Genomic DNA, 20,787 nt, shown 5'->3' with positions numbered 1-20,787 from the left:
CTGCGACGCACCGTGCGCCGCGGATGACAGCTTATGGCAACCGCTTTCTATACGCACCCCGACTGCATGCTGCACGAGATGGGGGAATGGCATCCGGAATGTCCGGCCCGCCTGTCGGCGATCCAGGATCAACTGATTGCGAGCCGCATCGACGACCTGATCGTGCACGAAACCGCGCCGTTCGCGAGCGAGGTCGCGCTGGGCCGGGTGCATACGCAGGCGCACATCGACTACATCCGGAGCATGACGCCGGTCGACGGTTACGTCGAGATCGATCCCGACACGCTGATGAATCGCGACACGTGGCGCGCGGCACTGCGCGCGGCCGGCGCCGCGATCGCGGCGACCGACGCGGTGATCGAAGGCCGCTATGCGAATGCGTTCTGCGGCGTCCGCCCGCCCGGCCACCATGCGGAGCCCGCGCGCGCGATGGGCTTCTGCTTCTTCAACAACGTCGCGATCGCCGCACGGCACGCACTCGACGTACACGGCATCGAGCGCGTCGCGATCGTCGATTTCGACGTGCATCACGGCAACGGCACCGAGGCGGCGTTCGCGAACGACGAGCGCGTGCTGATGTGCAGCTTCTTCCAGCATCCGCTGTATCCGTTCTCGGGCGTCGATCACCAGGCGCCGAACATGGTCAACCTGCCGATGCCCGCACGCAGCAACGGGATGGCGATTCGCGAAGCCGTCGACATGTTCTGGCTGCCGCGCCTCGACGCGTTCAAGCCGCAGATGCTGTTCGTGTCGGCCGGCTTCGATGCGCATCGCGAGGACGATATCGGCAATCTCGGGCTCGTCGAAGCCGACTTCGAATGGCTGACCGCGCGAATCGTCGACGTGGCGCGCCGGCATGCGCAGGGCCGTATCGTCAGTTGCCTCGAGGGCGGCTACAACCTGTCCGCGCTCGGGCGCAGCGTCGTCGCGCACCTGCGCGTGCTGGCCGGGATCTGATTCGCGATTGACCGGCCGGGCCGGGCGCGTTCAGCGCGCGGGCACGCGCGCATGAATCCACGCGATCAGCGCGTCGATCACGCGGTCGCGTTCGAGATCGTTCATCGTTTCGTGGAAGCCGCCTTCGTACAGCGTCAGCGTACGATCGGGCGAACCGACGTGCGCGCCGAACGCCCGGCTGCCGTCGGGTTCGGTCAGCTTGTCCTCCGTGCCGTGATAGACGAGCACCGGCACGCGCAGCGCGCCGCGGCCGCGCTCGATGCGCGCCATCGCATCGAGGATCTCCGCGCCGGTGCGGGCGGGCACGGCGCCGTGGTGCACGAGCGGGTCGGCGCGATTGGCGGCGACGACGGCCGGATCGCGCGACAGCAGGGCCGCATCGATCCTGATCGCGGGGAAAGTAGGCCACGCACGGCTGATGAGGCGGCTGAGCGCAAGCATCCAGCGCGGCACGTCGCGCCCCGGCGCAAGCGCCGGACTCGACAGCACGAGGCCGGCCAGCGCGTGGCCGCGAGCCGGTGCACGTTCGATCGCGTAGAGCGCCGCGACCGCGCCGCCCATGCTGTGCCCCATCAGAAACAGCGGCGCGTCGCCGCGCGCGGCTTCGGCGACCAGCGCATCCGCGTCGTTCAGGTAGCCGTCGAAACGCTCGACCCACACGCGTTTGCCGGGCGACTGGCCATGCCCGCGCAGATCGATCGCAAGCACGTCGATGCCGGCTGCGGTCAGCCGGCCGGCGAGCGCGGCATAGCGGCCCGCGTGTTCGGCGAGGCCGTGCACCAGCGCGATCGTCGCGCGCGGCGGCACGCTGCCGTCGCCGGCCGGCCAGCGGTACGACGCCAGTTCGAGCCCGTCCGCGGTACGCAGCCGGCCCATGTGCGGCGCGGGCGCCGAAGGCGCCGATCCGGCAATGGCGGCGGGTGCGGCGGCCGGCGTGGTGGTGGCGCTCATCTGGCGTGTCTCCGGTTCGTTGGCGAGTGTGTTCCCGATCATAGTCGCGGCCTCCCGGCGTGGGCGAAGCGGCGCTCCTCTAATTTCGTCTGGTTATGAAAAGATCGAAATCGATTATTAAGGGGAATGAGGGGTTTGCGGTAAAATCGCCGGCTATTCCCGATGCATCGGCGGCCGACTGGCGGGCCAACTCGCCGGCCGGCCGCCGTTTTGTTTACATGATCGAATTACGCAATCTTTCGCAGCGTTTCCCCGGCCCGGGCGGCTGGGTCGAAGCGTTGCGCAACGTCAACCTGACGATCCCGCAAGGCGAGGTGTTCGGCATCATCGGCCGAAGCGGCGCCGGCAAGAGCACGCTCGTGCGCACCATCAACCTGCTCACGCGGCCGACCGAAGGCAATGTCGTCGTCGGTGGGCGCGACCTGATGCTGCTGTCGGCCAGTGCGCTGCGCGAGGCGCGCCGCGAGATCGGCATGATCTTCCAGCACTTCAACCTGCTGTCGTCGCGCACGGTGTTCGACAACGTTGCGCTGCCGCTCGAACTGGCCGGCGCGAGCCGTGCCGACATCGAGGCCGCCGTGCTGCCGCTGCTTGACCTGGTCGGGCTGTCCGCGCAGAAGGATCGCTATCCGGCGCAGATCAGCGGCGGCCAGAAGCAGCGCGTCGGCATCGCCCGCGCGCTGGCGAGCCAGCCGAAGGTGCTGCTGTCGGACGAGGCGACGTCCGCGCTCGATCCCGAAACCACGCGTTCGATCCTCGATCTGCTGAAGCGCATCAACCGCGAACTCGGGCTGACGATCGTGCTGATCACGCACCAGATGGAAGTGATCAAGCAGGTCTGCGATCGCGTCGCGGTGCTCGATGCGGGGCGCGTGGTCGAAGAGGGCCGCGTGATCGACGTGTTCCTGCAGCCGCATCACGAAGTCACGCGCGCGCTGATCGGCGACGTGATCGCGCAGGAACTGCCGCCCGCGCTGAAGGCGCGCGTGGCCGAGCGGCTGAAGACGGGCAGCGGCCATCTGCTGCGGCTCGCGTTCACGGGCTCGGGTGTCGACCAGCCGATCCTGTCGGAGACGATCCGCCGGTACGAACTCGATTTCAACATCCTGCACGGCCAGATCGACGAGATCCAGGGGCAGGCATTCGGTTCGCTCGCGGTGCTCGCCGGCGGCGAGCCGGGCAAGGTCGGGCAGGCGCTCGCGTTCCTGCGCGAGCAAGGTGTGGTGGTAGAGGAGCTTTCGTATGTTGAGTGAGATGTTCGATATGTTCGTGCAGTCGTTCTGGGAGACGCTGATCATGGTCGGCATCTCCGGGGCGGTCGGCGCGCTCGTCGGCCTGCCGCTCGGCGTGCTGCTCTACCTGACCGATCGCCAGGGCGTGTTGCAGAACCTCGCGGTGAATCGCGTGCTCGGCGGCATCGTGAACGCGGTCCGCTCGACGCCGTTCATCATTCTGCTGGTCGCGGTGATTCCGTTCACGCGGCTCGTCACCGGTTCGTCGATCGGCACGGCCGCGGCGGTCGTGCCGCTGACGCTCGCGGCCGCGCCGTTCATCGCGCGTCTCGTCGAAACGGCGCTGCGCGAGGTCGATCGCGGGTTGATCGAAGCCGCACAGTCGATGGGCGCGACCACGTCGCAGATCGTATTCAAGGTGCTGTTGCCCGAATCGCTGCCGGGCGTCGTCGCGGGCCTGACGATCACGTTCGTGTCGCTCGTCGGCTATTCGGCGATGGCGGGTGCGATCGGCGGCGGCGGGCTCGGCGATCTCGGGATCCGCTACGGTTACCAGCGCTATCTGCCGGAAGTGATGTGGACGGTCGTCGCGATCCTGATCGTGTTCGTGCAGATCGTGCAATCGTTCGGCGACTGGCTGGTGCGCCGGCTGAGCCACAAATAAGACCAAACCGATCCGACAGGAAAGACACGATGCAACGACGCTTCATGCTGAAATTTGCGGCGGCGCTGGGCGCGGCCGCGCTGTTCGCGGGCGCGCATGCGCAGGCCGAAACCATCAAGGTGGGGGTGACGGGCGGTCCGCACGCGCAGATCATGGAAGTGGTGAAGAAGGTCGCGGCGAAGGACGGCCTGGAGATCCGCATCGTCGAATTCTCCGATTACGTGCAGCCGAACGCGGCGCTCGCGTCGGGCGACCTCGACGCGAACAGCTACCAGCACGATCCGTATCTGCAGGCGCAGGTGAAGGATCGCGGCTACAAGCTGCTCAAGGTCGCGGACACCGTCACGTTCCCCATGGGCATCTATTCGAAGCGCGTGAAGTCGCTGGCCGAACTGAAGCCGGGCGCGCGCGTCGCGGTTCCGAACGATCCGACCAACGGCGGCCGCGCGCTGCTGTTGCTGCAGAAGCAGGGGCTGTTGAAGCTGCGCGCGGATGCGGGGCTGAAGGCGACGCCGCTCGATATCGTCGACAATCCGCGCAAGCTGAAGATCGTCGAGCTCGACGCGGCGCAGATCCCGCGCTCGCTCGGCGACGTCGACGCGGCCGCGATCAATACCAACTACGCGATGGAAGCAGGGTTGAAACCGAAGCAGGACGCGATCGCGATCGAGGGCCCGAACGGCCCGTATGCGAACATTCTCGCGATCCGCGAGGCGGACCGGAACAAGCCGTGGGTCGCCAAGCTGATTGCGGCGTACCACTCGGCCGACGTGAAGCAGTTCATCGAAGGCAAGTTCGGCGGCGCGGTCGTTGCCGCCTGGTAACCGATGGAGCGCGGACGCCCGGCGGGATTAGAGTCGATGATCGAAAACCCGGGCTTTGCGTCCGGGTTTTTTCTCTTTTAAAATAGAACGACCGTTCGCTATCATTGGCGCGTCGCCAAGAAGCGGTATCCTCGACAACCATGATGGTTGGGTCCGCCTGGCCGCGCAGTCATGAGGTCGCGCTATAAAATGGCCTCTGGTCGTATTCGTAACTTTGGAGCGTGTGCATGAAAATCCTGGTGCCAGTGAAAAGAGTGGTCGACTACAACGTGAAGGTCCGCGTGAAGTCGGACAACACGGGTGTCGACATCGCGAACGTGAAGATGTCGATGAACCCGTTCGACGAAATCGCCGTTGAAGAAGCCGTGCGCCTGAAGGAAGCGGGCGTCGCGACCGAAGTGATCGCAGTGTCGGTGGGCGTCGCGCAAGCGCAGGAAACGCTGCGCACGGCGCTGGCGATCGGCGCGGATCGCGCGATCCTCGTCGAGTCGAACGACAGCGTCGAGCCGCTGGCCGTCGCGAAGATCCTCAAGGCGCTGGTCGACAAGGAACAGCCGCAACTGGTGATCCTCGGCAAGCAGGCGATCGACGACGATTCGAACCAGACGGGCCAGATGCTGGCCGCGTTGGCAGGCCTGCCGCAAGCGACGTTCGCATCGAAGGTGACGATCGCCGACGGCAAGGCGACGGTCGCGCGTGAAGTCGACGGCGGCGCGGAAACGCTGTCGCTGACGCTGCCGGCGGTCGTGACGACCGACCTGCGTCTGAACGAGCCGCGCTACGTGACGCTGCCGAACATCATGAAGGCGAAGAAGAAGCCGCTCGAAACGGTGAAACCGGAAGACCTCGGCGTGGACGTCGCGCCGCGTCTGAAGACGCTGAAGGTGGTCGAGCCGCCGAAGCGCGCGGCCGGCGTGAAGGTGCCGGACGTGAAGACGCTGGTCGAGAAGCTGAAGACCGAAGCCAAGGTGCTGTAAAGGGAGCGGAAAGAAATGACGATTCTGGTAATTGCAGAACACGACAACGCGTCGATCAAGGCCGCGACGCTGAACACGGTGGCGGCGGCGGCAAAGATCGGCGGCGACATTCACGTGCTGGTCGCGGGTCACAACGCGCAAGCGGCTGCCGATGCGGCAGCGAAGATCGCGGGTGTGTCGAAGGTGCTGCTGGCCGACGCGCCGCAACTGGCCGAAGGCCTCGCGGAAAACGTCGAGGCGACGGCGCTGAACATCGCGAAGGACTACTCGCACATCCTCGCGCCGGCCACTGCCTACGGCAAGAACGTCGCACCGCGCATCGCCGCGAAGCTGGACGTCGCGCAGATCTCGGACATCACGGCAGTCGATTCGGCCGACACGTTCGAGCGCCCGATCTACGCCGGCAACGCGATCGCGACGGTGCAATCGAGCGACCCGATCAAGGTCATCACGGTACGCGCGACGGGTTTCGATCCGGTTGCGGCCGAAGGCGGCAGCGCAGCGGTCGAGAAGATCGAAGCGGCAGCCGACGCCGGCAAGTCGCAATTCGTCAGCCGTGAAGTGACGAAGCTGGACCGTCCGGAACTCACCAGCGCGAACATCATCGTGTCGGGCGGCCGCGGTCTGGGCAGCGGCGAGAACTACACGAAGGTGCTGGAGCCGCTGGCCGACAAGCTGTCGGCGGCGCTCGGCGCATCGCGCGCGGCAGTGGATGCCGGCTACGTGCCGAACGACTACCAGGTCGGCCAGACCGGCAAGATCGTCGCGCCGCAGCTGTACATCGCGGTCGGTATCTCGGGCGCGATCCAGCATCTGGCCGGGATGAAGGATTCGAAGGTGATCGTCGCGATCAACAAGGATCCGGAAGCGCCGATCTTCAGCGTGGCCGACTATGGCCTCGTCGGCGATCTGTTCGCGCTCGTGCCGGAACTCGTGAGCGAGCTCGGCTGACGCGGCGTGACGCCTCAGCGGTAAGCACACGGGAAGAGGGGCGCGACGAGCGCCCCTTTTTTGTTGTGTCGTTGCGGAAGAGGCGCGAGCGTCGCTCGGCGGGAAGAATCCGGATCGTACCGTGTCGTGCGGAACGTATCCTCGCGCACGCACGACGGGTAGCGTCGATTCGAGCGCCGTGCGACGGCGGCATGCGCAGGTTGATTGAAGCGTCGTGCCGAATCGACACTCGCGGTCGCGGTTGCACTCGCAGCCGCCGAAACGAGAAAGGCGCCCTCGGGCGCCTTTCTTGCTGATGCAACGGGCCCGCATCGCCGCGGGCCGTTCCGATTTACGCGTATGCCGGGCGCGTCTGGCCGGGCACGTCCTTCAGGTAACGATGCACCGACAGGTCGTCGGCCTGGATCGCGGGCATCTTGCCCGAGATCAGGTCCGCGAGCAGTTGGCCCGAGCCGCACGACATCGTCCAGCCGAGCGTGCCGTGGCCGGTGTTCAGGAACAGGTTCGACACCGGCGTGCGGCCGACGATCGGCGTGCCGTCCGGCGTCATCGGGCGCAGGCCCGTCCAGAACGTGGCCTTCGACGTGTCGCCGCCGCCCGGGAACAGGTCGTTCACGCACATCTCGAGCGTTTCGCGACGTGCCGCGCGCAGCGTCTTGTCGAAGCCGACGATTTCCGCCATGCCGCCGACGCGGATGCGCTGGTCGAAGCGCGTGATCGCGATCTTGTAGGTCTCGTCGAGCACGGTCGACACGGGCGCGGCGGCTTCGTTGACGATCGGCGCGGTGATCGAATAGCCCTTGAGCGGATAGACGGGAATCTTCATCAGGTTCGAGATGAAGCGCGTCGAGTACGAGCCGAGCGCGACGACGTACGCGTCGGCACGCACCGTCTCGCTGCCGCACTGCACGCCGGCGATCTTGCCGCCCGCGATCGCGAGCGCATCGATCGGCGTGTTGTAGCGGAACTTGACGCCGAGCGATTCGGCGAGCGCGGCGAGGCGCGTCGTGAACAGCTGGCAATCGCCCGTTTCGTCGCCCGGCAGGCGCAGGCCGCCCGTCAGCTTGTGCGAGACGGCGGCTAGCGCCGGTTCGGCTTTTTTCAGTTCGGCCGGCGACAGCAGTTCGAACGGCACGTTCGCTTCCTGCAGCACGGCGATGTCCTTCGCCGCGCCGTCGAGCTGCTGCTGCGTGCGGAACAGTTGCAGCGTGCCGCCCGTGCGGCCTTCGTACTGGATGCCGGTGTCGGCCCGCAGCGCCTGCAGGCAGTCGCGGCTGTATTCGGCGAGACGGACCATGCGCCCCTTGTTGATCGCATAGCGCTCGGCCGTGCAGTTGCGCAGCATCTGATACATCCACTGGAGCTGGAAGCGCGTGCCGTCGAGGCGGATCGCGAGCGGCGCGTGCTTTTCGAACATCCACTTGACGGCCTTCAGCGGCACGCCGGGCGCGGCCCACGGCGCGGCATAGCCGGGCGAGATCTGGCCTGCGTTCGCGAAGCTCGTCTCCAGCGCCGGGCCGGCTTCCCGGTCGATCACAGTGACTTCATGGCCGGCGCGCGCAAGGTAATACGCGCTTGCCACGCCCACTACACCGCTGCCCAGAATGACGACTCGCATAGCTGCTCCAGATGGAAGGGACCAGGTTGAGGCCGGGCGCACCTGCGGCTCCGTGTAACCTCTAGCTGATCTAGTTTTTCGAGCTATGGTATTGTCGAATGTGCAGTTTTTGTTATCGTATTTTTTCGGTTTTCAGCATAAACAAATGAGAACGCAACGTCAGCCCGTACGCTCGCTCGACAAGCTCGACCGGCGCATTCTGAAACTGCTCCAGGACGACGGCCGGATGGCGATGAAAGATCTCGCGGAACAGGTCGGACTGACCGTCACGCCGTGCATCGAGCGCGTGCGGCGCATGGAGCGCGACGGCGTGATCACCGGTTATCACGCGCGGGTCGACCCGGGTCAGCTGGGCGCCGCGCTGCTGGTGTTCGTCGAGATCACGCTCGGCCACAAGGGCGGCAACATGTTCGAGCAATTCCGCCGGGAAGTGATGAAGATCGACGAGGTGCTCGAATGCCATCTCGTTTCCGGCGATTTCGACTACCTGATCAAGGCGCGGATCGGCGAGATGGCCGACTACCGGAAACTGCTCGGCGACATCCTGCTGCAGTTGCCCGGCGCCGTGCAGTCGAAGAGCTACGTCGTGATGGAAGAAATCAAGGAAACGCTGACGATCGCCGTCGGCGAGTGACGCGCCGACGGCCCGTTGTCGGGCCCTTTATCCCGTCCTTGGCATGCTGCGCCCAATACTGTATAAATGTACAGTATTGGGCGCAGGCAAATGGGTGGGCACATGGACGATCGGTCCGACAACGAATTTCCGGTAGCGCCGCCCGTGCCCCGCAAGGGGCGCGGTGCGGTCGACAACCTCCAGGGGCGGTACGAAATCGCGCAGCGCGAAGCGGTGGACGACGGCTGGACGCACGAGTCCGACGACGCCGATTTCCCCGCGCCGCTGCGCACGCAGGTATTCGAGGAGCGGGCGAAGAGCATCCTGACGCACAATCAGTCGCCCGATATTCCGTTCAGCGTGTCGCTCAATCCGTATCGCGGCTGTGAGCACGGTTGTATCTACTGCTTCGCGCGGCCGACGCACAGCTACCTCGGGCTGTCGCCGGGGCTCGATTTCGAAAGCCGCATCTACGCGAAGGTGAACGCGGCCGAACTGCTCGAGCGCGAGATTTCGCGCAAGCGCTACGTGCCGGAGCCGATCGCGCTCGGCGTCAATACCGACGCATACCAGCCGGTCGAGCGCGACCTGCGCATTACGCGCAGCGTGATCCAGGTGATGCACGATCGCGGGCTGCCGTTCGCGGCGATCACGAAATCGTCGCTGATCGAGCGCGATCTCGACCTGCTCGCGCCGATGGCCGAACGCGGGCAGGTGATGGCGGCGGTCACGATCACGACGCTCGATGCCGAGCTCGCGCGCACGCTGGAGCCGCGTGCGGCCACGCCGGCGCGGCGGCTGCGCACGATTCGCGCGCTGCGAGATGCGGGCGTGCCGGTCGGCGTGAGCATTGCACCGGTGATTCCGTTCGTGACCGAGCCCGACATGGAGCGCGTGCTGGAGGCCTGTGCGGAAGCCGGCGCGACGCATGCGAGCTACATCATCCTGAGGTTGCCGTGGGAGGTCGCGCCGTTGTTCAAGCAATGGCTTGCCGCGCATTTTCCCGATCGTGCGGAGCGCGTGATGAACCGCGTGCGCGACATGCGCGGCGGCAAGGATTACGACTCGGATTTCTCGAAACGGATGAAGGGCGAGGGGATCTGGGCCGACCTGTTGCGGCAGCGCTTTCGCCAGGCCGTCAAGCGGCTCGGGTTGAACGAACGCACGAACGGTATCCTCGATCTGTCGCGGTTCAGCGGTGCGCCGGCCGCTGCGGTGCCGGCGCCGCGTGTCGCGGTGCGCGCAGCCGGCGCGAAGCCGCGCGACGACATGCAGTTGAACCTGTTCTGACCGGCGAGCCATGCAGTCGCCGGTGTGCCGTATCGACCGTATCGGTCGTGCTTACTGCGAAATCTGCTTGGCTGCTTCGACCTGCGATTCGAAGTAGGTCTGGAACGACAGCGCGAGTGCGGTCATCAACAGGAACGCGCCGATCAGCAGCGAGAAGATCACGACGAAGATCACGGTCCAGCCCGACCGGCTGTGCTTGCCGGTGTCCGCGTTGAATTGCGCATCCCATTTTTCGTCGGGGCGCAGCCCGTAGACGAGTGCGGCAAGAAACGCCGCCAGCAGCGAGATTGCGCCGGGTACCGCGAGCCACCAGCCGAGGCCGGCGCTGCGCTGCGTTGCGGCGAGCAGGAGGAAGCCCGGGATGCCAACGATCGTCGCGAGCAGGTGAGCCCAGCCGTACACATCGCGAAAGCCGTACAGGTAGAAGCGGTGCGCGCCGAGCGAGCCGAGCAGGAACGCGAGGGCGGCGGTGAGCGTCTTGGAGCGGAAGCGGCGGGGCGAAGCGGTGCTGCTGGACATGGATGGCGGCGTATTGTCGTTGGCATGGGCGGGGGCCGGCAGGCCGGCGCGGACGAGCGGCCCGGCACGCATTCTACGATGCCCGGTCGGGCCCGGTCACGCGTCGCCTGCGTCAAGGTGCCGCATAGGTCACGCGGTAGATCGCGCCCGCGTAATCGTCGCTGACGAGCAGCGAGCCGTCCGGTAGCGGCAATACGTCGGCCGGGCGTCCCCATACGGTGCCGTCGGGCCGCAGCCAGCCCGTGATGAACGGTGTCTGGCGCGCGTGGCTGCCGTCCGCCGATGCGACCACGCGCATCACGCGGTAGCCGACCTTCGTGCTGCGATTCCACGAGCCGTGTTCGGCAATGAAGACGTTGTTGCGATAGGGCGCCGGAAACATCGCCCCGGTATAGAAGCGCATCCCGAGCGCCGCGACGTGCGCGCCGAGTTTCAGGACGGGCGGCACATAACGGCGGCAGACGTCGGCGCCGCCGAATTCGGGGTCGGGCGTATCGCCGCCGTGGCAGTATGGAAAGCCGAAGTCGAGGCCGGTGCGCGGCGCACGGTTCAGCTTGTCGTCGGGTACGTCGTCGCCCATCATGTCGCGCCCGTTGTCGGTGAACCACAGCTCGCCCGAGTCAGGGTGCCATGCAAAGCCGACCGTATTGCGTATGCCGCGAGCGACCACTTCACGCCCGCTGCCGTCGGCGTTCATCCGCGCGATGATCGCGTAGCGGTCGCGATCGGCGAGGCAGACGTTGCACGGCGCGCCGACGGGCACGTACAGCTTGCCGTCGGGGCCGAACGCGATGAATTTCCAGCCGTGATGATGGTCGGTCGGCAGCGCGTCGGTCACGACGACGGGCGCGGGCGGTCGGGCGAGCCGGTCGTCGATACGATCGAGGCGCAGGATGCGCGAGACGGCGGATATATAGAGGGCGCCGTCGCGATAGGCGACGCCGACGGGCAGGTCGAGCCCGGACGCGATGACGTAGTGTGCGCTGATCCGGCCCTCGTGCATCGCGAACGCATGGACGCGGCCGTCTCGCGTGCCGACATACAGAATGCCGCGCGGCGACCACGCCATTTCGCGCGCGGCCGGTACGGCGTCGGTCAGCACGCTCACATGGAAGCCGGGCGGCACGACGAGTTCGTTCACCGGCAGCGGCGCGGCAAACGCCGGTGCGGACGCGACGCAGGCAAGGCCGGCAAGCAGCGCCGCCAATAGGCGCTGCACGCGGCGCATCGGGGTGGCGCGAAGGGGCGGCATGACGGTCGGAAGCATCCTCGATACGACGATTGTAGGTCCGGCTGGCGGGCCGTCCGCGGATTTTTACGCGTAAGTGTTTGTTGTACCTCTGGTTTCCGGCTATAATCGCGTGTTTCAGTAGTTTCGAACCCGGTTTTCCCGAAGGACATCATATGGTTATCATCCGTCTGGCTCGTGGCGGCTCGAAGAAGCGCCCGTTCTACAACATCGTCGCTACCGATTCGCGCAACCGTCGTGACGGCCGCTTCATCGAGCGCGTCGGCTTCTACAACCCGGTCGCCACGAAGGGCGAATCGCTGCGTATCGCTCAGGATCGCCTGACGTACTGGCAAGGCGTTGGCGCGCAACTGTCGCCGACCGTCCAGCGTCTCGTGAAGGAAGCGCAAAAGGCGCAACCGGCTGCCTAACGTGGCACGGTGTGCCGGTCGTGCCGGCTGTGAGGTGCATTGATGGCGGGTCACGATTCCGGTAATGCAAGGCGCGGGCGTGCGTCATTCGGCGCATTCGTCCGCAAGCCGGTCGAGCGCGGCACGGTCGCGAACGCCGGTCAGGCTGCCGAACAGGGCGGCCCCGAAGCGACGCAAGCCTGGCCCGACGATGCCGTCGAGGTCGGGGCGGTAGTCGACGCCTACGGCCTGAAGGGCTGGGTCAAGGTGGCGACGCATGCCGATGCCGGTCGCGGTGGCGACGCGCTGCTCAGCGCGCGTCGCTGGTGGCTGGAACGCGGTGCGGAGCGGCTTTCCGTCCGCATCATGCAGTCGAAGACGCACAGCGACACTGTCGTTGCGCAACCCGCGGGTGTCGGCGACCGCGATGCTGCGCTGTCCATGCGCGGCTTTCGCGTGTTCGTGCGCCGGGAAGATTTCCCGGCACTGGCCGCGGACGAATTCTATTGGGTCGATCTGATCGGCCTCGATGTCGTCAACGAGCAATCGGTGGCGCTCGGGACGGTGAGCGGGATGATCGACAACGGCGTGCATTCGATCATGCGCGTCGAGTATCCGGCAACCGGCAAAGACGGTCGGCCGACCACCGACGAGCGGTTGATTCCGTTCGTCGGCGTCTACGTCAAGACGGTGGATCAGGCGGCGCGTCGCATCGTCGTCGACTGGGAAGCCGATTACTGAAATGAACCAGGTTACCGAGAGCGCGGTGCAGTTCGACGTCGTCACGCTCTTTCCCGAGATGTTCCGCGCACTGACCGACTGGGGAATCACCAGCCGGGCCGTCAAGCAGGGGCGCTTCGGGCTGCGCACCTGGAATCCGCGTGATTTCACGACGGACAACTACCGCACGGTCGACGATCGTCCGTACGGCGGCGGTCCGGGCATGGTGATGCTGGCCAGGCCGCTCGAAGCCGCGATCGACGCCGCGAAAGCGGCGCAGGCGGAGCAGGGCATCGCGAGCACGCGTGTCGTGATGATGTCGCCGCAAGGCGCGCCGCTCACGCATGATCGTGCGGTGCGGATGGCGCAGGAGCCCGGCGTCGTCGTGCTGTGCGGTCGCTACGAAGCGATCGATCAGCGCCTGCTCGACCGTTGCGTCGACGAGGAAATCAGCCTTGGCGACTTCGTGCTGTCGGGCGGCGAACTGCCGGCGATGGCGATGATGGATGCGGTCGTGCGGCTGCTGCCCGGCGTGCTGAACGATTCGCTGTCGGCCGTACAGGACAGCTTCGCCGACGGTCTGCTCGATTGCCCGCACTACACGCGTCCCGAGGAATACGCCGGCGTGCGCGTGCCGGACGTGCTGCTCGGCGGGCATCATGCCGAGATCGAGCGGTGGCGGCGCCAGGAAGCATTGAGGAATACGTTGCGGAAGCGGCCGGACCTGATCGTCCGGGCGCGCCGCGAGAAGTTGTTGAGCCGCGCCGACGAGGCGTGGCTCGCGAACCTCGCACGCGAAGCGAAGGACGCCTCCTGAGGCGGCTGCGCGAGCGGGAATTGGCGGTGCCGTACATGCGTGTGCGGCGCCTGATGTGAATCCATCCTCTATCGGGGCCAAGCCTGGAAGCAGGCGGGTTGAACGCCGACACGATGGCATAAGGAGTCAGTAATGAATCTGATCGCAAAACTTGAGCAGGAAGAAATCGAGCGCGCGCTCGCCGGCAAGACGATCCCCGATTTCGCCCCGGGCGACACGGTGATCGTGAACGTGAACGTGGTTGAAGGTAACCGCAAGCGCGTTCAGGCTTACGAAGGCGTCGTGATCGCGATTCGCAATCGTGGTCTGAACTCGAACTTCATCGTCCGCAAGATCTCGTCGGGCGAAGGCGTCGAGCGTACGTTCCAGACGTACTCGCCGCTGCTGGCAAGCATCGTCGTGAAGCGTCGCGGCGATGTGCGTCGTGCGAAGCTGTACTACCTGCGCGAGCGTTCGGGCAAGTCGGCTCGTATCAAGGAAAAGCTGGTGTCGAAGGATCGCGCCGCAGCAGCTTCCCAAGAGTAAGAGCTGTAAGGAAAAAGCACCCAACCGGGTGCTTTTTTCATTCTGGCGCGACAATATGCTCGATACGACACGAACCCGAGAGCCCCATTGAATCGCCGCCCCATCATCGATCCCGAAGTATTGCCGGTCGAAGGCACCGGCGCCGGCCTGCCGGTCATCGATTCCAGGCTGATGACGCCGTCCGGCCTGCGTGAACGCTTCGCGCGCACGCTCGAATGGAGCGTCGAACCCGGCGAGGCGAGGCTGCAGGAAGGCGTCGATCCGCGTAGCGCGGCCGTCCTCGTGCCGCTCGTCGTCCGCGAGTCGGGCCTCACCGTACTGCTGACGCAGCGCGCCGATCACCTGAACGACCACGCCGGACAGATCAGCTTTCCCGGCGGCCGTCGCGAGCCGTTCGACCGCGACGCGACCGCCACCGCGTTGCGCGAGGCGAAGGAGGAGATCGGGCTGGCCGCCGAACGCGTCGAGATTCTCGGTGCGCTGCCCGACTACCTGACCGGCACGGGGTTCTGCGTGACGCCGGTGGTCGGCCTCGTGCATCCGCCGTTCACCGTGCAGGCCGACACGTTCGAAGTTGCCGAGATTTTCGAGGTGCCGCTCGCGTTCGTGATGAACCCCGCGAACCATCAGGTGCGCGTGTTCCGATGGGAGGGCGGCGAGCGTCGCTTTTTTGCCATGCCCTATCCGAATGGCAAACCGGACGGCCATTACTTCATCTGGGGTGCAACTGCCGCCATGTTTCGCAATTTGTATCGCTTCTTGGCCGCCGGCTAGGCGGGCGCGCCGGCCGGCGCGCGCGACCGGCTGCCCGGCAACCGCGCCGCGCAGCCATGCGCGACTGACGCTGTGCTATCGTTATGCAAAAAATGACATAACTCCGAAGACGGCGCCACGCATGACTTTCTTTTCGGTTCTCCTCGCCCTCATCATCGAACAGGTCCGCGCGTTGTCGCCGAGCAATCCGGTGTTCGCGCTGTTCCAGTTTCATGCGGAAACCGTCGCGCATGGCCTCGACGCCGGCAAGCAGAAGCACGGAATCCTCGCCTGGCTCGCGGTCGTGCTGCCGTGGGTACTGGTCGTCGCGCTGATCTATTTCCTGCTGTACAAGGTGAGCTTCGTGCTCGCGTTTCTGTGGAACGTCGCCGTCGTGTATTTCACGCTCGGCTTCCGCCAGTTCAGCCACTACTTCACCGATATCCATCTCGCGCTCAACAACGACGACGTGCCGCGCGCGCGAGAAATCCTGCACGAGTGGACGGGTATCGACACGGTCGACATGCCGGTCGGCGAAATCGTCCGTCATACGCTGATCCACGCGGTCGTCGCGTCGCATCGCCACGTCTTCGGCGTGTTCTTCTGGTACGTGCTGCCGCTCGGCCCGGCGGGCGCCGTGCTGTACCGGATTTCCGAATACCTCGCGCGCAGCTGGTCGACGCCGGGCGACGACCGCACGGCTGCCTTCTCGACGTTCGCGCAGCGCGCGTTCTTCGTGATCGACTGGATTCCGTCCCGGCTGACGGCGCTCGGGTTCGCGATCGTCGGCAATTTCGAGGATGCGATCTACGCGTGGCGCAACCATACGCGCCAGTGGCCCGACCCGAACGACGGCGTGCTGCTGGCCGCCGGCAGCGGGGCGCTCGGCGCGCGTCTCGCCGGGCCGCTCGCGGAGCCGTCGAGCCTCGATGCGCTGGCGGTCGGCGACAGCGGTCCGTTGACGGTCGGTGACGATTGCACGCCGCGCACGCTGCAGTCGGCGGTCGGCCTCGTGTGGCGCGCGGTGATCCTGTGGATGATCCTGCTGCTGATGCTGACGCTGGCGGTCTGGGTATCGTGACGCGCTAGCCCGGCGCCCGACGAAATGAACAGGCCGGCTTGATGCCGGCCTTTTCGCTGTGGGTCGGCGCAGTGCGTTCAGTCGTCGCGCGGATCGCGCACGGCGCCGCATTGCCAGCACGCGGTGAATTGCGCTTCGAGCGCTTCGCCGCACTGCCGGCAGCGCCAGGGTGCGGCGCCGGCCGACGGCCCGTGCGATGCGGCATCGAGGAGCCGGCGGGCGAGCGCGTCGTCGCGTTCGTCGTCGAGCCACAGTTCGGGCGTGCACGCATCGGCGGGCAGGCCGCCGAGCGCGCCGGTCGCATAGCAGTTGTGCAGTTCGCAACCGATGCCGGCCACCTGGAGCACGTTGGCCCAATGCTGCGCGGTCGCGAGGTCGGGTGCCTTGAAACGCATCGCCGCTCCTGTCGATGAAGGCCGGTCCGTCTGGCGCCGGCCGGCCGTCGCACACGTCGCGCGATCAGCGGACGATCTGGCTCGCCTCGTGCACGAGCTGCGCGTACAGCGCATGCCGGGACGGCGCGATGCGGCCGTCGGCGACGGCTTCGAGGATCGCGCAGCCCGGCTCGTGCAGATGATGACAATTATAGAAACGGCAGTCCGCGAGCAGCGGCCGGAATTCCGGAAACGCGCGTTCGAGGCGGCCTTCGGTCAGGTGGTAGAGGCCGAATTCCTGAAAGCCCGGCGAATCGATCAGCGCACCGCCGCCTTCCAGCGGGTACAGGCGCGTGAACGTCGTCGTGTGACGGCCGCTGTTGAGCGCGGCCGAAATCTCGCGGGTCGCGGCTTCGGCGTCGGGCACGAGCAGGTTCACGAGCGTCGACTTGCCCATCCCCGACTGGCCGAGCAGGATCGTCGAATGACCGGCGAGGTGCGGCATCAGTTGCGCGCGCGCGTCGTCCGGCGCACCTTTCACCGACAGCTCGAGCACGTCGTAGCCGAGCGCGCGGTACGGCGCGAGGCGTTCGCGCGCGACCGGCAGTGCGGCCTCCACGTCGATCTTGTTCAGTACGACGAGCGGCTTCAGCTCGTTCGCTTCGGCGGCGATCAGCGCGCGGCCGAGCAGATCCTCGCTGAAATAGGGCTCGGTCGCGAGCACGATCAGCAGTTGGTCGAGGTTCGCCGCGAACAGCTTCGACTTGAACTGATCGGAGCGGTACAGCAGGTTGCGCCGTTCGCCGATCTCCACGATCACGCCCTGGTCGGCCGACGCGAGTTCGTACGCGACGCGGTCGCCGACCGCGACGTCGCTTTTCTTGCCGCGCGGGAAGCATTGCAGCATCGGGCCGCCGTCGTCGGGGGCGACGATGTAGTGGCGGCCGTGTGCCGCGATCACGCGGCCTTCGGCCCGTTGCGCGCCCGATGCGCGCGGGGCCGGCTTGCGGGAGGTCGGCCGGCTCATGCGTGTTGCAGCAGGCGGTCGATCCGCTGCGACGCAGGCGGATGCGAGTAGTAGAAGGCCGTGTAGACGGGGTCGGGCGTCAGTGTCGACGCGTTGTCTTCATAGAGTTTCACGAGCGCGCTGACGAGATCCTGCGCGTCGGTCTGGCTGGCCGCGAACGCGTCGGCCTCGAATTCGTGCTTGCGCGACGTGAGGCTGCTGAACGGCGTCGCGAAGAACAGGAATACCGGAATCGCGAGGAAGAACAGGACGAGCGCGGCGCCCGCGTTGCTGGTGTCGAGCGACGGCGTGACGCCGAGCCCCGTATAGAACCACGTGCGCTGGGCGAGCCAGCCGAGCAGCGCGAGCAGCACGAGACTCAGCACGAACGACACGAGCATCCGCTTCATCACGTGGCGGCGCTTGAAGTGGCCGAGCTCGTGCGCGAGCACGGCTTCGATCTCCTGGCCGGACAGGCGCGCGAGCAGCGTATCGAAGAACACGATCCGCTTGGATGCGCCGAAGCCCGTGAAGTACGCGTTGCCGTGCGCCGAGCGGCGGCTGCCGTCCATGACGAACAGGCCCTTCGCCGCGAAGCCGCAGCGCTTCATCAGCGACTCGATGCGCGCGCGCAGCGCGTCGTCCTTCAGCGGTTCGAACTTGTTGAAGAGCGGCGCGATGAAGGTCGGATAGATCAGCAGCACGAGCATCTGGAACGCGACCCACACGATCCAGGTCCACAGCCACCACAGGCTGCCGGCCTGGTTCATCAGCCACAGCACGACGAACAGCAGCGGCAGGCCGAGCACGGCGCCGAGCAGCGAATTCTTCAGCATGTCGGTGAAGAACAGCCGCTTCGTCATCCGGTTGAAGCCGAAACGCTGCTCGATCCCGAACTGGCGGTAATACTCGAACGGGACGTCGATCACGCTCATGATCACGAGCACCGCGGCGACCAGCGCGACCTGCTGCCCGTAGCCGCGGCCGAGCCAGCCGGTCAGCAGCGTGTCGAGCGCGCCGACGCCGCCGAGCAGCGTGAGGCCGACCAGCACGGCCGCGCTGACGACGATCTCGAGCATCGTGAGCCGGGTGCGCTCGACCGTATAGTCGGCCGCGCGCTGGTGGGCAGTCAGCGGGATGGTGGCGCTGAATTGCGCGGGCACGCCGTTGCGGTGCGCGGCGACGAAGCGGATCTGCCGCGACGCGAGCCACAGCTTGGTGACGACCATCGCGAGTACGGCGATCGCGAACAGCAGGGTGAACGAAAAGGGTGACATCGAAGGCGCCAAAGGGTTCTATGCGAGAATTATATGTTCTTGCGGACCGGCCCCGCTGATGCGATGCCGGCCGCCCGGGCGGCGCCGCGTCGGCGCGCCCGGTCCGCCATTTTCCAGGATGAATCATGACCGATACCGCCGCTTCCGCCAGCCAGCCCGCGCTCGTGCGCAACGAGTTGAACCTCGTCTGGCTCGACATGGAGATGACGGGCCTCGACCCGGAAAACGACCGCATCATCGAGATCGCGGTCGTCGTGACCAATTCCACGCTCGACGTTGCCGTCGAGGGCCCGGTGTTCGCGATTCACCAGAGCGACGAGACGCTTGCGAAGATGGACGACTGGAACAAGTCGACGCATGGCCGTTCGGGGCTGATCGACCGCGTGCGCGCATCGACCGTGACCGAGGCGGAAGCCGCCGCGCAACTGCAGGCGTTCCTCGCGCAGTACGTGTCGCCGGGCAAGTCGCCGATGTGCGGCAACTCGATTTGCCAGGACCGCCGCTTCATGGCGCGCTGGATGCCGGAATTCGAGCGGTTCTTCCACTACCGCAACCTCGACGTCAGCACGCTCAAGGAGCTGTGCCGCCGCTGGCAGCCCGCCATCTACAAGGGTTTCCAGAAGCGGGCGATGCACACCGCGCTCGCCGACATCCACGAGTCGATCGACGAGCTGAAGTACTATCGCGAGCATTTCCTGATTCCGGCCGCATCGGCGCCGGCAGGTGATTCCGTGCCGGCCGCCTGAGCGGGCCGGCACGCGCGCGGCGCTCGAGCCACGTTCAGCGCCGCGCGCTTTTCGGCCGGAACGCCGCGACCACCGCGGCGTCGGTCTCGATATACGGGCCGCCGATCAGGTCGATGCAGTAGGGCACCGCGGCGAAGATGCCGGGCACGGTCGATTTGCCGTCGGCATCGCGCAGCCCTTCCAGCGTTTCACGGATCGACTTCGGCTGGCCCGGCAGGTTGATGATCAGCGCCGCATGGTCGGCCGTTTCGCGGATCACCGCGACCTGCCGCGACAGGATCGCGGTCGGCACGAAATTCAGGCTGATCTGCCGCATCTGTTCGCCGAATCCCGGCATTTCCTTCGTCGCCACGGCCAGCGTGGCTTCCGGCGTCACGTCGCGGCGCGCGGGACCGGTGCCGCCCGTCGTCAGCACGAGGTCGCAGCCGGCGACGTCGACCAGCTCGGTCAGCGTGGCCGAGATCGTCGGCGCGTCGTCCTGGATCAGGCGCGTTTGCGCGCGCCACGGCGAGACGAGCGCACCGGCGAGCCATTCCTGCAGCGCCGGAATGCCCTTGTCCTCGTAGACGCCCGTACTCGCGCGGTCGCTGATCGACACGAGGCCGACCACGAGCTCGTCCGGATGGTTACGCTTCGTCGTCATGGTCGTCCCCGGCGTCGTCGCCCGCTTCGTCATCGCCGCCGGGCGTGCCGCTCGCGGTCTTGATCCACTGGAACAGCTCGCGGAAATAGCGCGGCGGCTTGCCTTGCTGGGCTTCCTTGCGCGCGTTGCGGATCAGCGTGCGGCCTTCCTGGATGTCGGCGTCGGGGTGCTGGCGCAGGAATTCGGTCAGCGCGTCGTCGCTCGCGAGCAGTTGCTCGCGCGTGCGCTCGATCCAGTGCAGGCGGGCCGTCGCGGCCTTGTTCACGCCGCGTTGCGCGTCGAGCGCGGTGCGCAGCGCGGCCGTTTCGTCGTCGGTCAGCGAGCGCATCACGCGGCCGACGTACTGGAGCTGGCGGCGCTTGCCTTCGTGATCGGTGATCCGGCGGGCCTCGCGCACGGCGTCCGCGAGATCTTCGGGCATCGGCATGCGCTTGAGCGCGTCCTTCGGCAGGTCGACGAGCGCCTGGCCGAGTTCCTGCAGCGCGTGCATTTCGCGCTTCAACTGGGATTTGCTGGGGCGATCGTAGCCATTGTCGTCGTCCTCGACGGCATGTTCGATCGGCTGGATTCGGGTTTTGCGTGTCATGGGCCGCATTGTATCGCGGCGCGGA

24 protein-coding genes are annotated in these 20,787 nt (G+C 66.5%); 15 read left to right on the top strand and 9 right to left on the bottom strand.

The window, feature by feature from the left end; all coding sequences use genetic code 11:
* The first annotated feature begins 33 nt into the window (after positions 1 to 33).
* The gene (locus WS96_RS27215; RefSeq protein WP_034206723.1) at positions 34 to 957 is read left to right on the top strand and encodes a histone deacetylase family protein; all 924 of its coding nucleotides are present in this window, start codon (positions 34 to 36) and stop codon (positions 955 to 957) included.
* 30 nt (positions 958 to 987) lie between these two features.
* Here the strand turns inward: WS96_RS27215 and WS96_RS27210 are convergent, their stop codons facing one another.
* Positions 988 to 1,908, bottom strand: coding sequence for an alpha/beta hydrolase (locus tag WS96_RS27210; RefSeq protein WP_059836988.1), 921 nt, complete (start codon positions 1,906 to 1,908; stop codon positions 988 to 990).
* Positions 1,909 to 2,126: 218 nt separating this feature from the next.
* Between WS96_RS27210 and WS96_RS27205 the strand changes: the two genes are divergently transcribed.
* From WS96_RS27205 to WS96_RS27185, 5 genes are all read left to right on the top strand, one after another.
* Positions 2,127 to 3,161, top strand: a complete 1,035-nt coding sequence (locus WS96_RS27205) for a methionine ABC transporter ATP-binding protein (protein WP_034206725.1) — start codon at positions 2,127 to 2,129, stop codon at positions 3,159 to 3,161.
* Positions 3,151 to 3,804 (top strand): methionine ABC transporter permease, encoded by a 654-nt coding sequence (locus WS96_RS27200; RefSeq protein ID WP_006486982.1) that lies wholly within the window; start codon positions 3,151 to 3,153, stop codon positions 3,802 to 3,804. Before WS96_RS27205 ends, WS96_RS27200 begins: the two co-directional genes overlap by 11 nt.
* A gap of 29 nt (positions 3,805 to 3,833) precedes the next feature.
* The gene (locus tag WS96_RS27195; protein WP_034206726.1) at positions 3,834 to 4,628 is read left to right on the top strand and encodes a MetQ/NlpA family ABC transporter substrate-binding protein; all 795 of its coding nucleotides are present in this window, start codon (positions 3,834 to 3,836) and stop codon (positions 4,626 to 4,628) included.
* A gap of 227 nt (positions 4,629 to 4,855) precedes the next feature.
* Positions 4,856 to 5,605, top strand: coding sequence for an electron transfer flavoprotein subunit beta/FixA family protein (locus tag WS96_RS27190; protein WP_034206727.1), 750 nt, complete (start codon positions 4,856 to 4,858; stop codon positions 5,603 to 5,605).
* Positions 5,606 to 5,620: 15 nt separating this feature from the next.
* Positions 5,621 to 6,556, top strand: a complete 936-nt coding sequence (locus WS96_RS27185) for an electron transfer flavoprotein subunit alpha/FixB family protein (RefSeq protein WP_059836766.1) — start codon at positions 5,621 to 5,623, stop codon at positions 6,554 to 6,556.
* A gap of 331 nt (positions 6,557 to 6,887) precedes the next feature.
* Here the strand turns inward: WS96_RS27185 and WS96_RS27180 are convergent, their stop codons facing one another.
* Positions 6,888 to 8,174: a D-amino acid dehydrogenase gene (locus WS96_RS27180; RefSeq protein ID WP_059836764.1), complete on the bottom strand. Its 1,287-nt coding sequence runs from the start codon at positions 8,172 to 8,174 to the stop codon at positions 6,888 to 6,890.
* A 145-nt stretch (positions 8,175 to 8,319) separates the two neighbouring features.
* On the opposite strand from WS96_RS27180, the gene WS96_RS27175 reads away from it, so the two are divergent.
* Together WS96_RS27175 and WS96_RS27170 are read left to right on the top strand one after the other, a co-directional pair.
* Complete coding sequence (locus WS96_RS27175; RefSeq protein WP_012492860.1) at positions 8,320 to 8,808, top strand: Lrp/AsnC ligand binding domain-containing protein; 489 nt, start codon at positions 8,320 to 8,322, stop codon at positions 8,806 to 8,808.
* A 90-nt stretch (positions 8,809 to 8,898) separates the two neighbouring features.
* Complete coding sequence (locus WS96_RS27170) at positions 8,899 to 10,077, top strand: PA0069 family radical SAM protein (protein WP_059836762.1); 1,179 nt, start codon at positions 8,899 to 8,901, stop codon at positions 10,075 to 10,077.
* Positions 10,078 to 10,128: 51 nt separating this feature from the next.
* Here WS96_RS27170 and WS96_RS27165 read toward each other — a convergent pair whose 3' ends face one another.
* Together WS96_RS27165 and WS96_RS27160 are read right to left on the bottom strand one after the other, a co-directional pair.
* Positions 10,129 to 10,596, bottom strand: coding sequence for an NINE protein (locus WS96_RS27165; RefSeq protein WP_059791513.1), 468 nt, complete (start codon positions 10,594 to 10,596; stop codon positions 10,129 to 10,131).
* Between the two features lie 112 nt (positions 10,597 to 10,708).
* Positions 10,709 to 11,848: a PQQ-dependent sugar dehydrogenase gene (locus WS96_RS27160; RefSeq protein ID WP_059836986.1), complete on the bottom strand. Its 1,140-nt coding sequence runs from the start codon at positions 11,846 to 11,848 to the stop codon at positions 10,709 to 10,711.
* Positions 11,849 to 12,000: 152 nt separating this feature from the next.
* On the opposite strand from WS96_RS27160, the gene rpsP reads away from it, so the two are divergent.
* The 6 genes from rpsP to WS96_RS27130 all read left to right on the top strand — a co-directional run bounded on the left by rpsP (position 12,001) and on the right by WS96_RS27130 (position 16,130).
* Entirely contained in the window at positions 12,001 to 12,255 is a 255-nt protein-coding gene (rpsP, locus tag WS96_RS27155) for a 30S ribosomal protein S16 (protein ID WP_006476550.1), read from the top strand.
* A gap of 42 nt (positions 12,256 to 12,297) precedes the next feature.
* Positions 12,298 to 12,975, top strand: a complete 678-nt coding sequence (gene rimM, locus WS96_RS27150; RefSeq protein WP_059836760.1) for a ribosome maturation factor RimM — start codon at positions 12,298 to 12,300, stop codon at positions 12,973 to 12,975.
* Between the two features lies 1 nt (position 12,976).
* On the top strand, positions 12,977 to 13,771 hold the full coding sequence (gene trmD, locus WS96_RS27145) for a tRNA (guanosine(37)-N1)-methyltransferase TrmD (protein ID WP_034206733.1): 795 nt from the start codon (positions 12,977 to 12,979) through the stop codon (positions 13,769 to 13,771).
* A 132-nt stretch (positions 13,772 to 13,903) separates the two neighbouring features.
* Positions 13,904 to 14,296, top strand: coding sequence for a 50S ribosomal protein L19 (gene rplS / locus WS96_RS27140; protein ID WP_006486838.1), 393 nt, complete (start codon positions 13,904 to 13,906; stop codon positions 14,294 to 14,296).
* An 87-nt stretch (positions 14,297 to 14,383) separates the two neighbouring features.
* The gene (locus WS96_RS27135) at positions 14,384 to 15,070 is read left to right on the top strand and encodes a CoA pyrophosphatase (RefSeq protein ID WP_059836758.1); all 687 of its coding nucleotides are present in this window, start codon (positions 14,384 to 14,386) and stop codon (positions 15,068 to 15,070) included.
* Between the two features lie 121 nt (positions 15,071 to 15,191).
* On the top strand, positions 15,192 to 16,130 hold the full coding sequence (locus WS96_RS27130) for a CobD/CbiB family protein (protein WP_034206735.1): 939 nt from the start codon (positions 15,192 to 15,194) through the stop codon (positions 16,128 to 16,130).
* Positions 16,131 to 16,207: 77 nt separating this feature from the next.
* On the opposite strand, the gene WS96_RS27125 is transcribed toward WS96_RS27130, so the two are convergent.
* The 3 genes from WS96_RS27125 to WS96_RS27115 form a co-directional block, all read right to left on the bottom strand.
* Positions 16,208 to 16,525: a putative signal transducing protein gene (locus tag WS96_RS27125; RefSeq protein ID WP_021159739.1), complete on the bottom strand. Its 318-nt coding sequence runs from the start codon at positions 16,523 to 16,525 to the stop codon at positions 16,208 to 16,210.
* A 64-nt stretch (positions 16,526 to 16,589) separates the two neighbouring features.
* Positions 16,590 to 17,531, bottom strand: a complete 942-nt coding sequence (gene rsgA, locus WS96_RS27120) for a ribosome small subunit-dependent GTPase A (protein WP_034206736.1) — start codon at positions 17,529 to 17,531, stop codon at positions 16,590 to 16,592.
* On the bottom strand, positions 17,528 to 18,787 hold the full coding sequence (locus WS96_RS27115; protein ID WP_059836756.1) for a M48 family metallopeptidase: 1,260 nt from the start codon (positions 18,785 to 18,787) through the stop codon (positions 17,528 to 17,530). Before WS96_RS27115 ends, rsgA begins: the two co-directional genes overlap by 4 nt.
* Positions 18,788 to 18,912: 125 nt before the next feature.
* Between WS96_RS27115 and orn the strand changes: the two genes are divergently transcribed.
* Complete coding sequence (gene orn, locus WS96_RS27110) at positions 18,913 to 19,533, top strand: oligoribonuclease (protein WP_059501648.1); 621 nt, start codon at positions 18,913 to 18,915, stop codon at positions 19,531 to 19,533.
* Positions 19,534 to 19,567: 34 nt separating this feature from the next.
* Here orn and mog read toward each other — a convergent pair whose 3' ends face one another.
* Both mog and yjgA read right to left on the bottom strand, forming a co-directional pair.
* On the bottom strand, positions 19,568 to 20,176 hold the full coding sequence (gene mog, locus WS96_RS27105; protein WP_082720383.1) for a molybdopterin adenylyltransferase: 609 nt from the start codon (positions 20,174 to 20,176) through the stop codon (positions 19,568 to 19,570).
* Complete coding sequence (gene yjgA / locus WS96_RS27100) at positions 20,160 to 20,762, bottom strand: ribosome biogenesis factor YjgA (RefSeq protein WP_306454043.1); 603 nt, start codon at positions 20,760 to 20,762, stop codon at positions 20,160 to 20,162. Before yjgA ends, mog begins: the two co-directional genes overlap by 17 nt.
* Positions 20,763 to 20,787: the final 25 nt, after the last annotated feature.

Origin of the sequence: Burkholderia sp. MSMB1835, assembly GCF_001526365.1 — a bacterium.
In the GTDB taxonomy this organism is placed as follows: domain Bacteria; phylum Pseudomonadota; class Gammaproteobacteria; order Burkholderiales; family Burkholderiaceae; genus Burkholderia.
The sequence above is the reverse complement of the archived record's forward strand: the minus strand, read 5'-3'. Positions and strand labels throughout refer to the sequence as shown.

What these genes read in the sequence shown, in the direction of transcription:
- WS96_RS27125 (WP_021159739.1), bottom strand. Translation starts at nt 16,525, where the DNA reads ATGCGTTTCAAGGCACCCGACCTCGCGACCGCGCAGCATTGGGCCAAC.
- WS96_RS27195 (WP_034206726.1), top strand. Translation starts at nt 3,834, where the DNA reads ATGCAACGACGCTTCATGCTGAAATTTGCGGCGGCGCTGGGCGCGGCC.
- mog (WP_082720383.1), bottom strand. Translation starts at nt 20,176, where the DNA reads ATGACGACGAAGCGTAACCATCCGGACGAGCTCGTGGTCGGCCTCGTG.
- trmD (WP_034206733.1), top strand. Translation starts at nt 12,977, where the DNA reads ATGAACCAGGTTACCGAGAGCGCGGTGCAGTTCGACGTCGTCACGCTC.
- WS96_RS27175 (WP_012492860.1), top strand. Translation starts at nt 8,320, where the DNA reads ATGAGAACGCAACGTCAGCCCGTACGCTCGCTCGACAAGCTCGACCGG.
- orn (WP_059501648.1), top strand. Translation starts at nt 18,913, where the DNA reads ATGACCGATACCGCCGCTTCCGCCAGCCAGCCCGCGCTCGTGCGCAAC.
- rplS (WP_006486838.1), top strand. Translation starts at nt 13,904, where the DNA reads ATGAATCTGATCGCAAAACTTGAGCAGGAAGAAATCGAGCGCGCGCTC.
- WS96_RS27170 (WP_059836762.1), top strand. Translation starts at nt 8,899, where the DNA reads ATGGGTGGGCACATGGACGATCGGTCCGACAACGAATTTCCGGTAGCG.
- WS96_RS27115 (WP_059836756.1), bottom strand. Translation starts at nt 18,787, where the DNA reads ATGTCACCCTTTTCGTTCACCCTGCTGTTCGCGATCGCCGTACTCGCG.
- WS96_RS27165 (WP_059791513.1), bottom strand. Translation starts at nt 10,596, where the DNA reads ATGTCCAGCAGCACCGCTTCGCCCCGCCGCTTCCGCTCCAAGACGCTC.
- rsgA (WP_034206736.1), bottom strand. Translation starts at nt 17,531, where the DNA reads ATGAGCCGGCCGACCTCCCGCAAGCCGGCCCCGCGCGCATCGGGCGCG.
- WS96_RS27130 (WP_034206735.1), top strand. Translation starts at nt 15,192, where the DNA reads ATGACTTTCTTTTCGGTTCTCCTCGCCCTCATCATCGAACAGGTCCGC.
- yjgA (WP_306454043.1), bottom strand. Translation starts at nt 20,762, where the DNA reads ATGACACGCAAAACCCGAATCCAGCCGATCGAACATGCCGTCGAGGAC.
- WS96_RS27200 (WP_006486982.1), top strand. Translation starts at nt 3,151, where the DNA reads ATGTTGAGTGAGATGTTCGATATGTTCGTGCAGTCGTTCTGGGAGACG.
- WS96_RS27205 (WP_034206725.1), top strand. Translation starts at nt 2,127, where the DNA reads ATGATCGAATTACGCAATCTTTCGCAGCGTTTCCCCGGCCCGGGCGGC.
- WS96_RS27185 (WP_059836766.1), top strand. Translation starts at nt 5,621, where the DNA reads ATGACGATTCTGGTAATTGCAGAACACGACAACGCGTCGATCAAGGCC.
- WS96_RS27180 (WP_059836764.1), bottom strand. Translation starts at nt 8,174, where the DNA reads ATGCGAGTCGTCATTCTGGGCAGCGGTGTAGTGGGCGTGGCAAGCGCG.
- WS96_RS27160 (WP_059836986.1), bottom strand. Translation starts at nt 11,848, where the DNA reads ATGCCGCCCCTTCGCGCCACCCCGATGCGCCGCGTGCAGCGCCTATTG.
- rpsP (WP_006476550.1), top strand. Translation starts at nt 12,001, where the DNA reads ATGGTTATCATCCGTCTGGCTCGTGGCGGCTCGAAGAAGCGCCCGTTC.
- WS96_RS27215 (WP_034206723.1), top strand. Translation starts at nt 34, where the DNA reads ATGGCAACCGCTTTCTATACGCACCCCGACTGCATGCTGCACGAGATG.
- WS96_RS27190 (WP_034206727.1), top strand. Translation starts at nt 4,856, where the DNA reads ATGAAAATCCTGGTGCCAGTGAAAAGAGTGGTCGACTACAACGTGAAG.
- rimM (WP_059836760.1), top strand. Translation starts at nt 12,298, where the DNA reads ATGGCGGGTCACGATTCCGGTAATGCAAGGCGCGGGCGTGCGTCATTC.
- WS96_RS27210 (WP_059836988.1), bottom strand. Translation starts at nt 1,908, where the DNA reads ATGAGCGCCACCACCACGCCGGCCGCCGCACCCGCCGCCATTGCCGGA.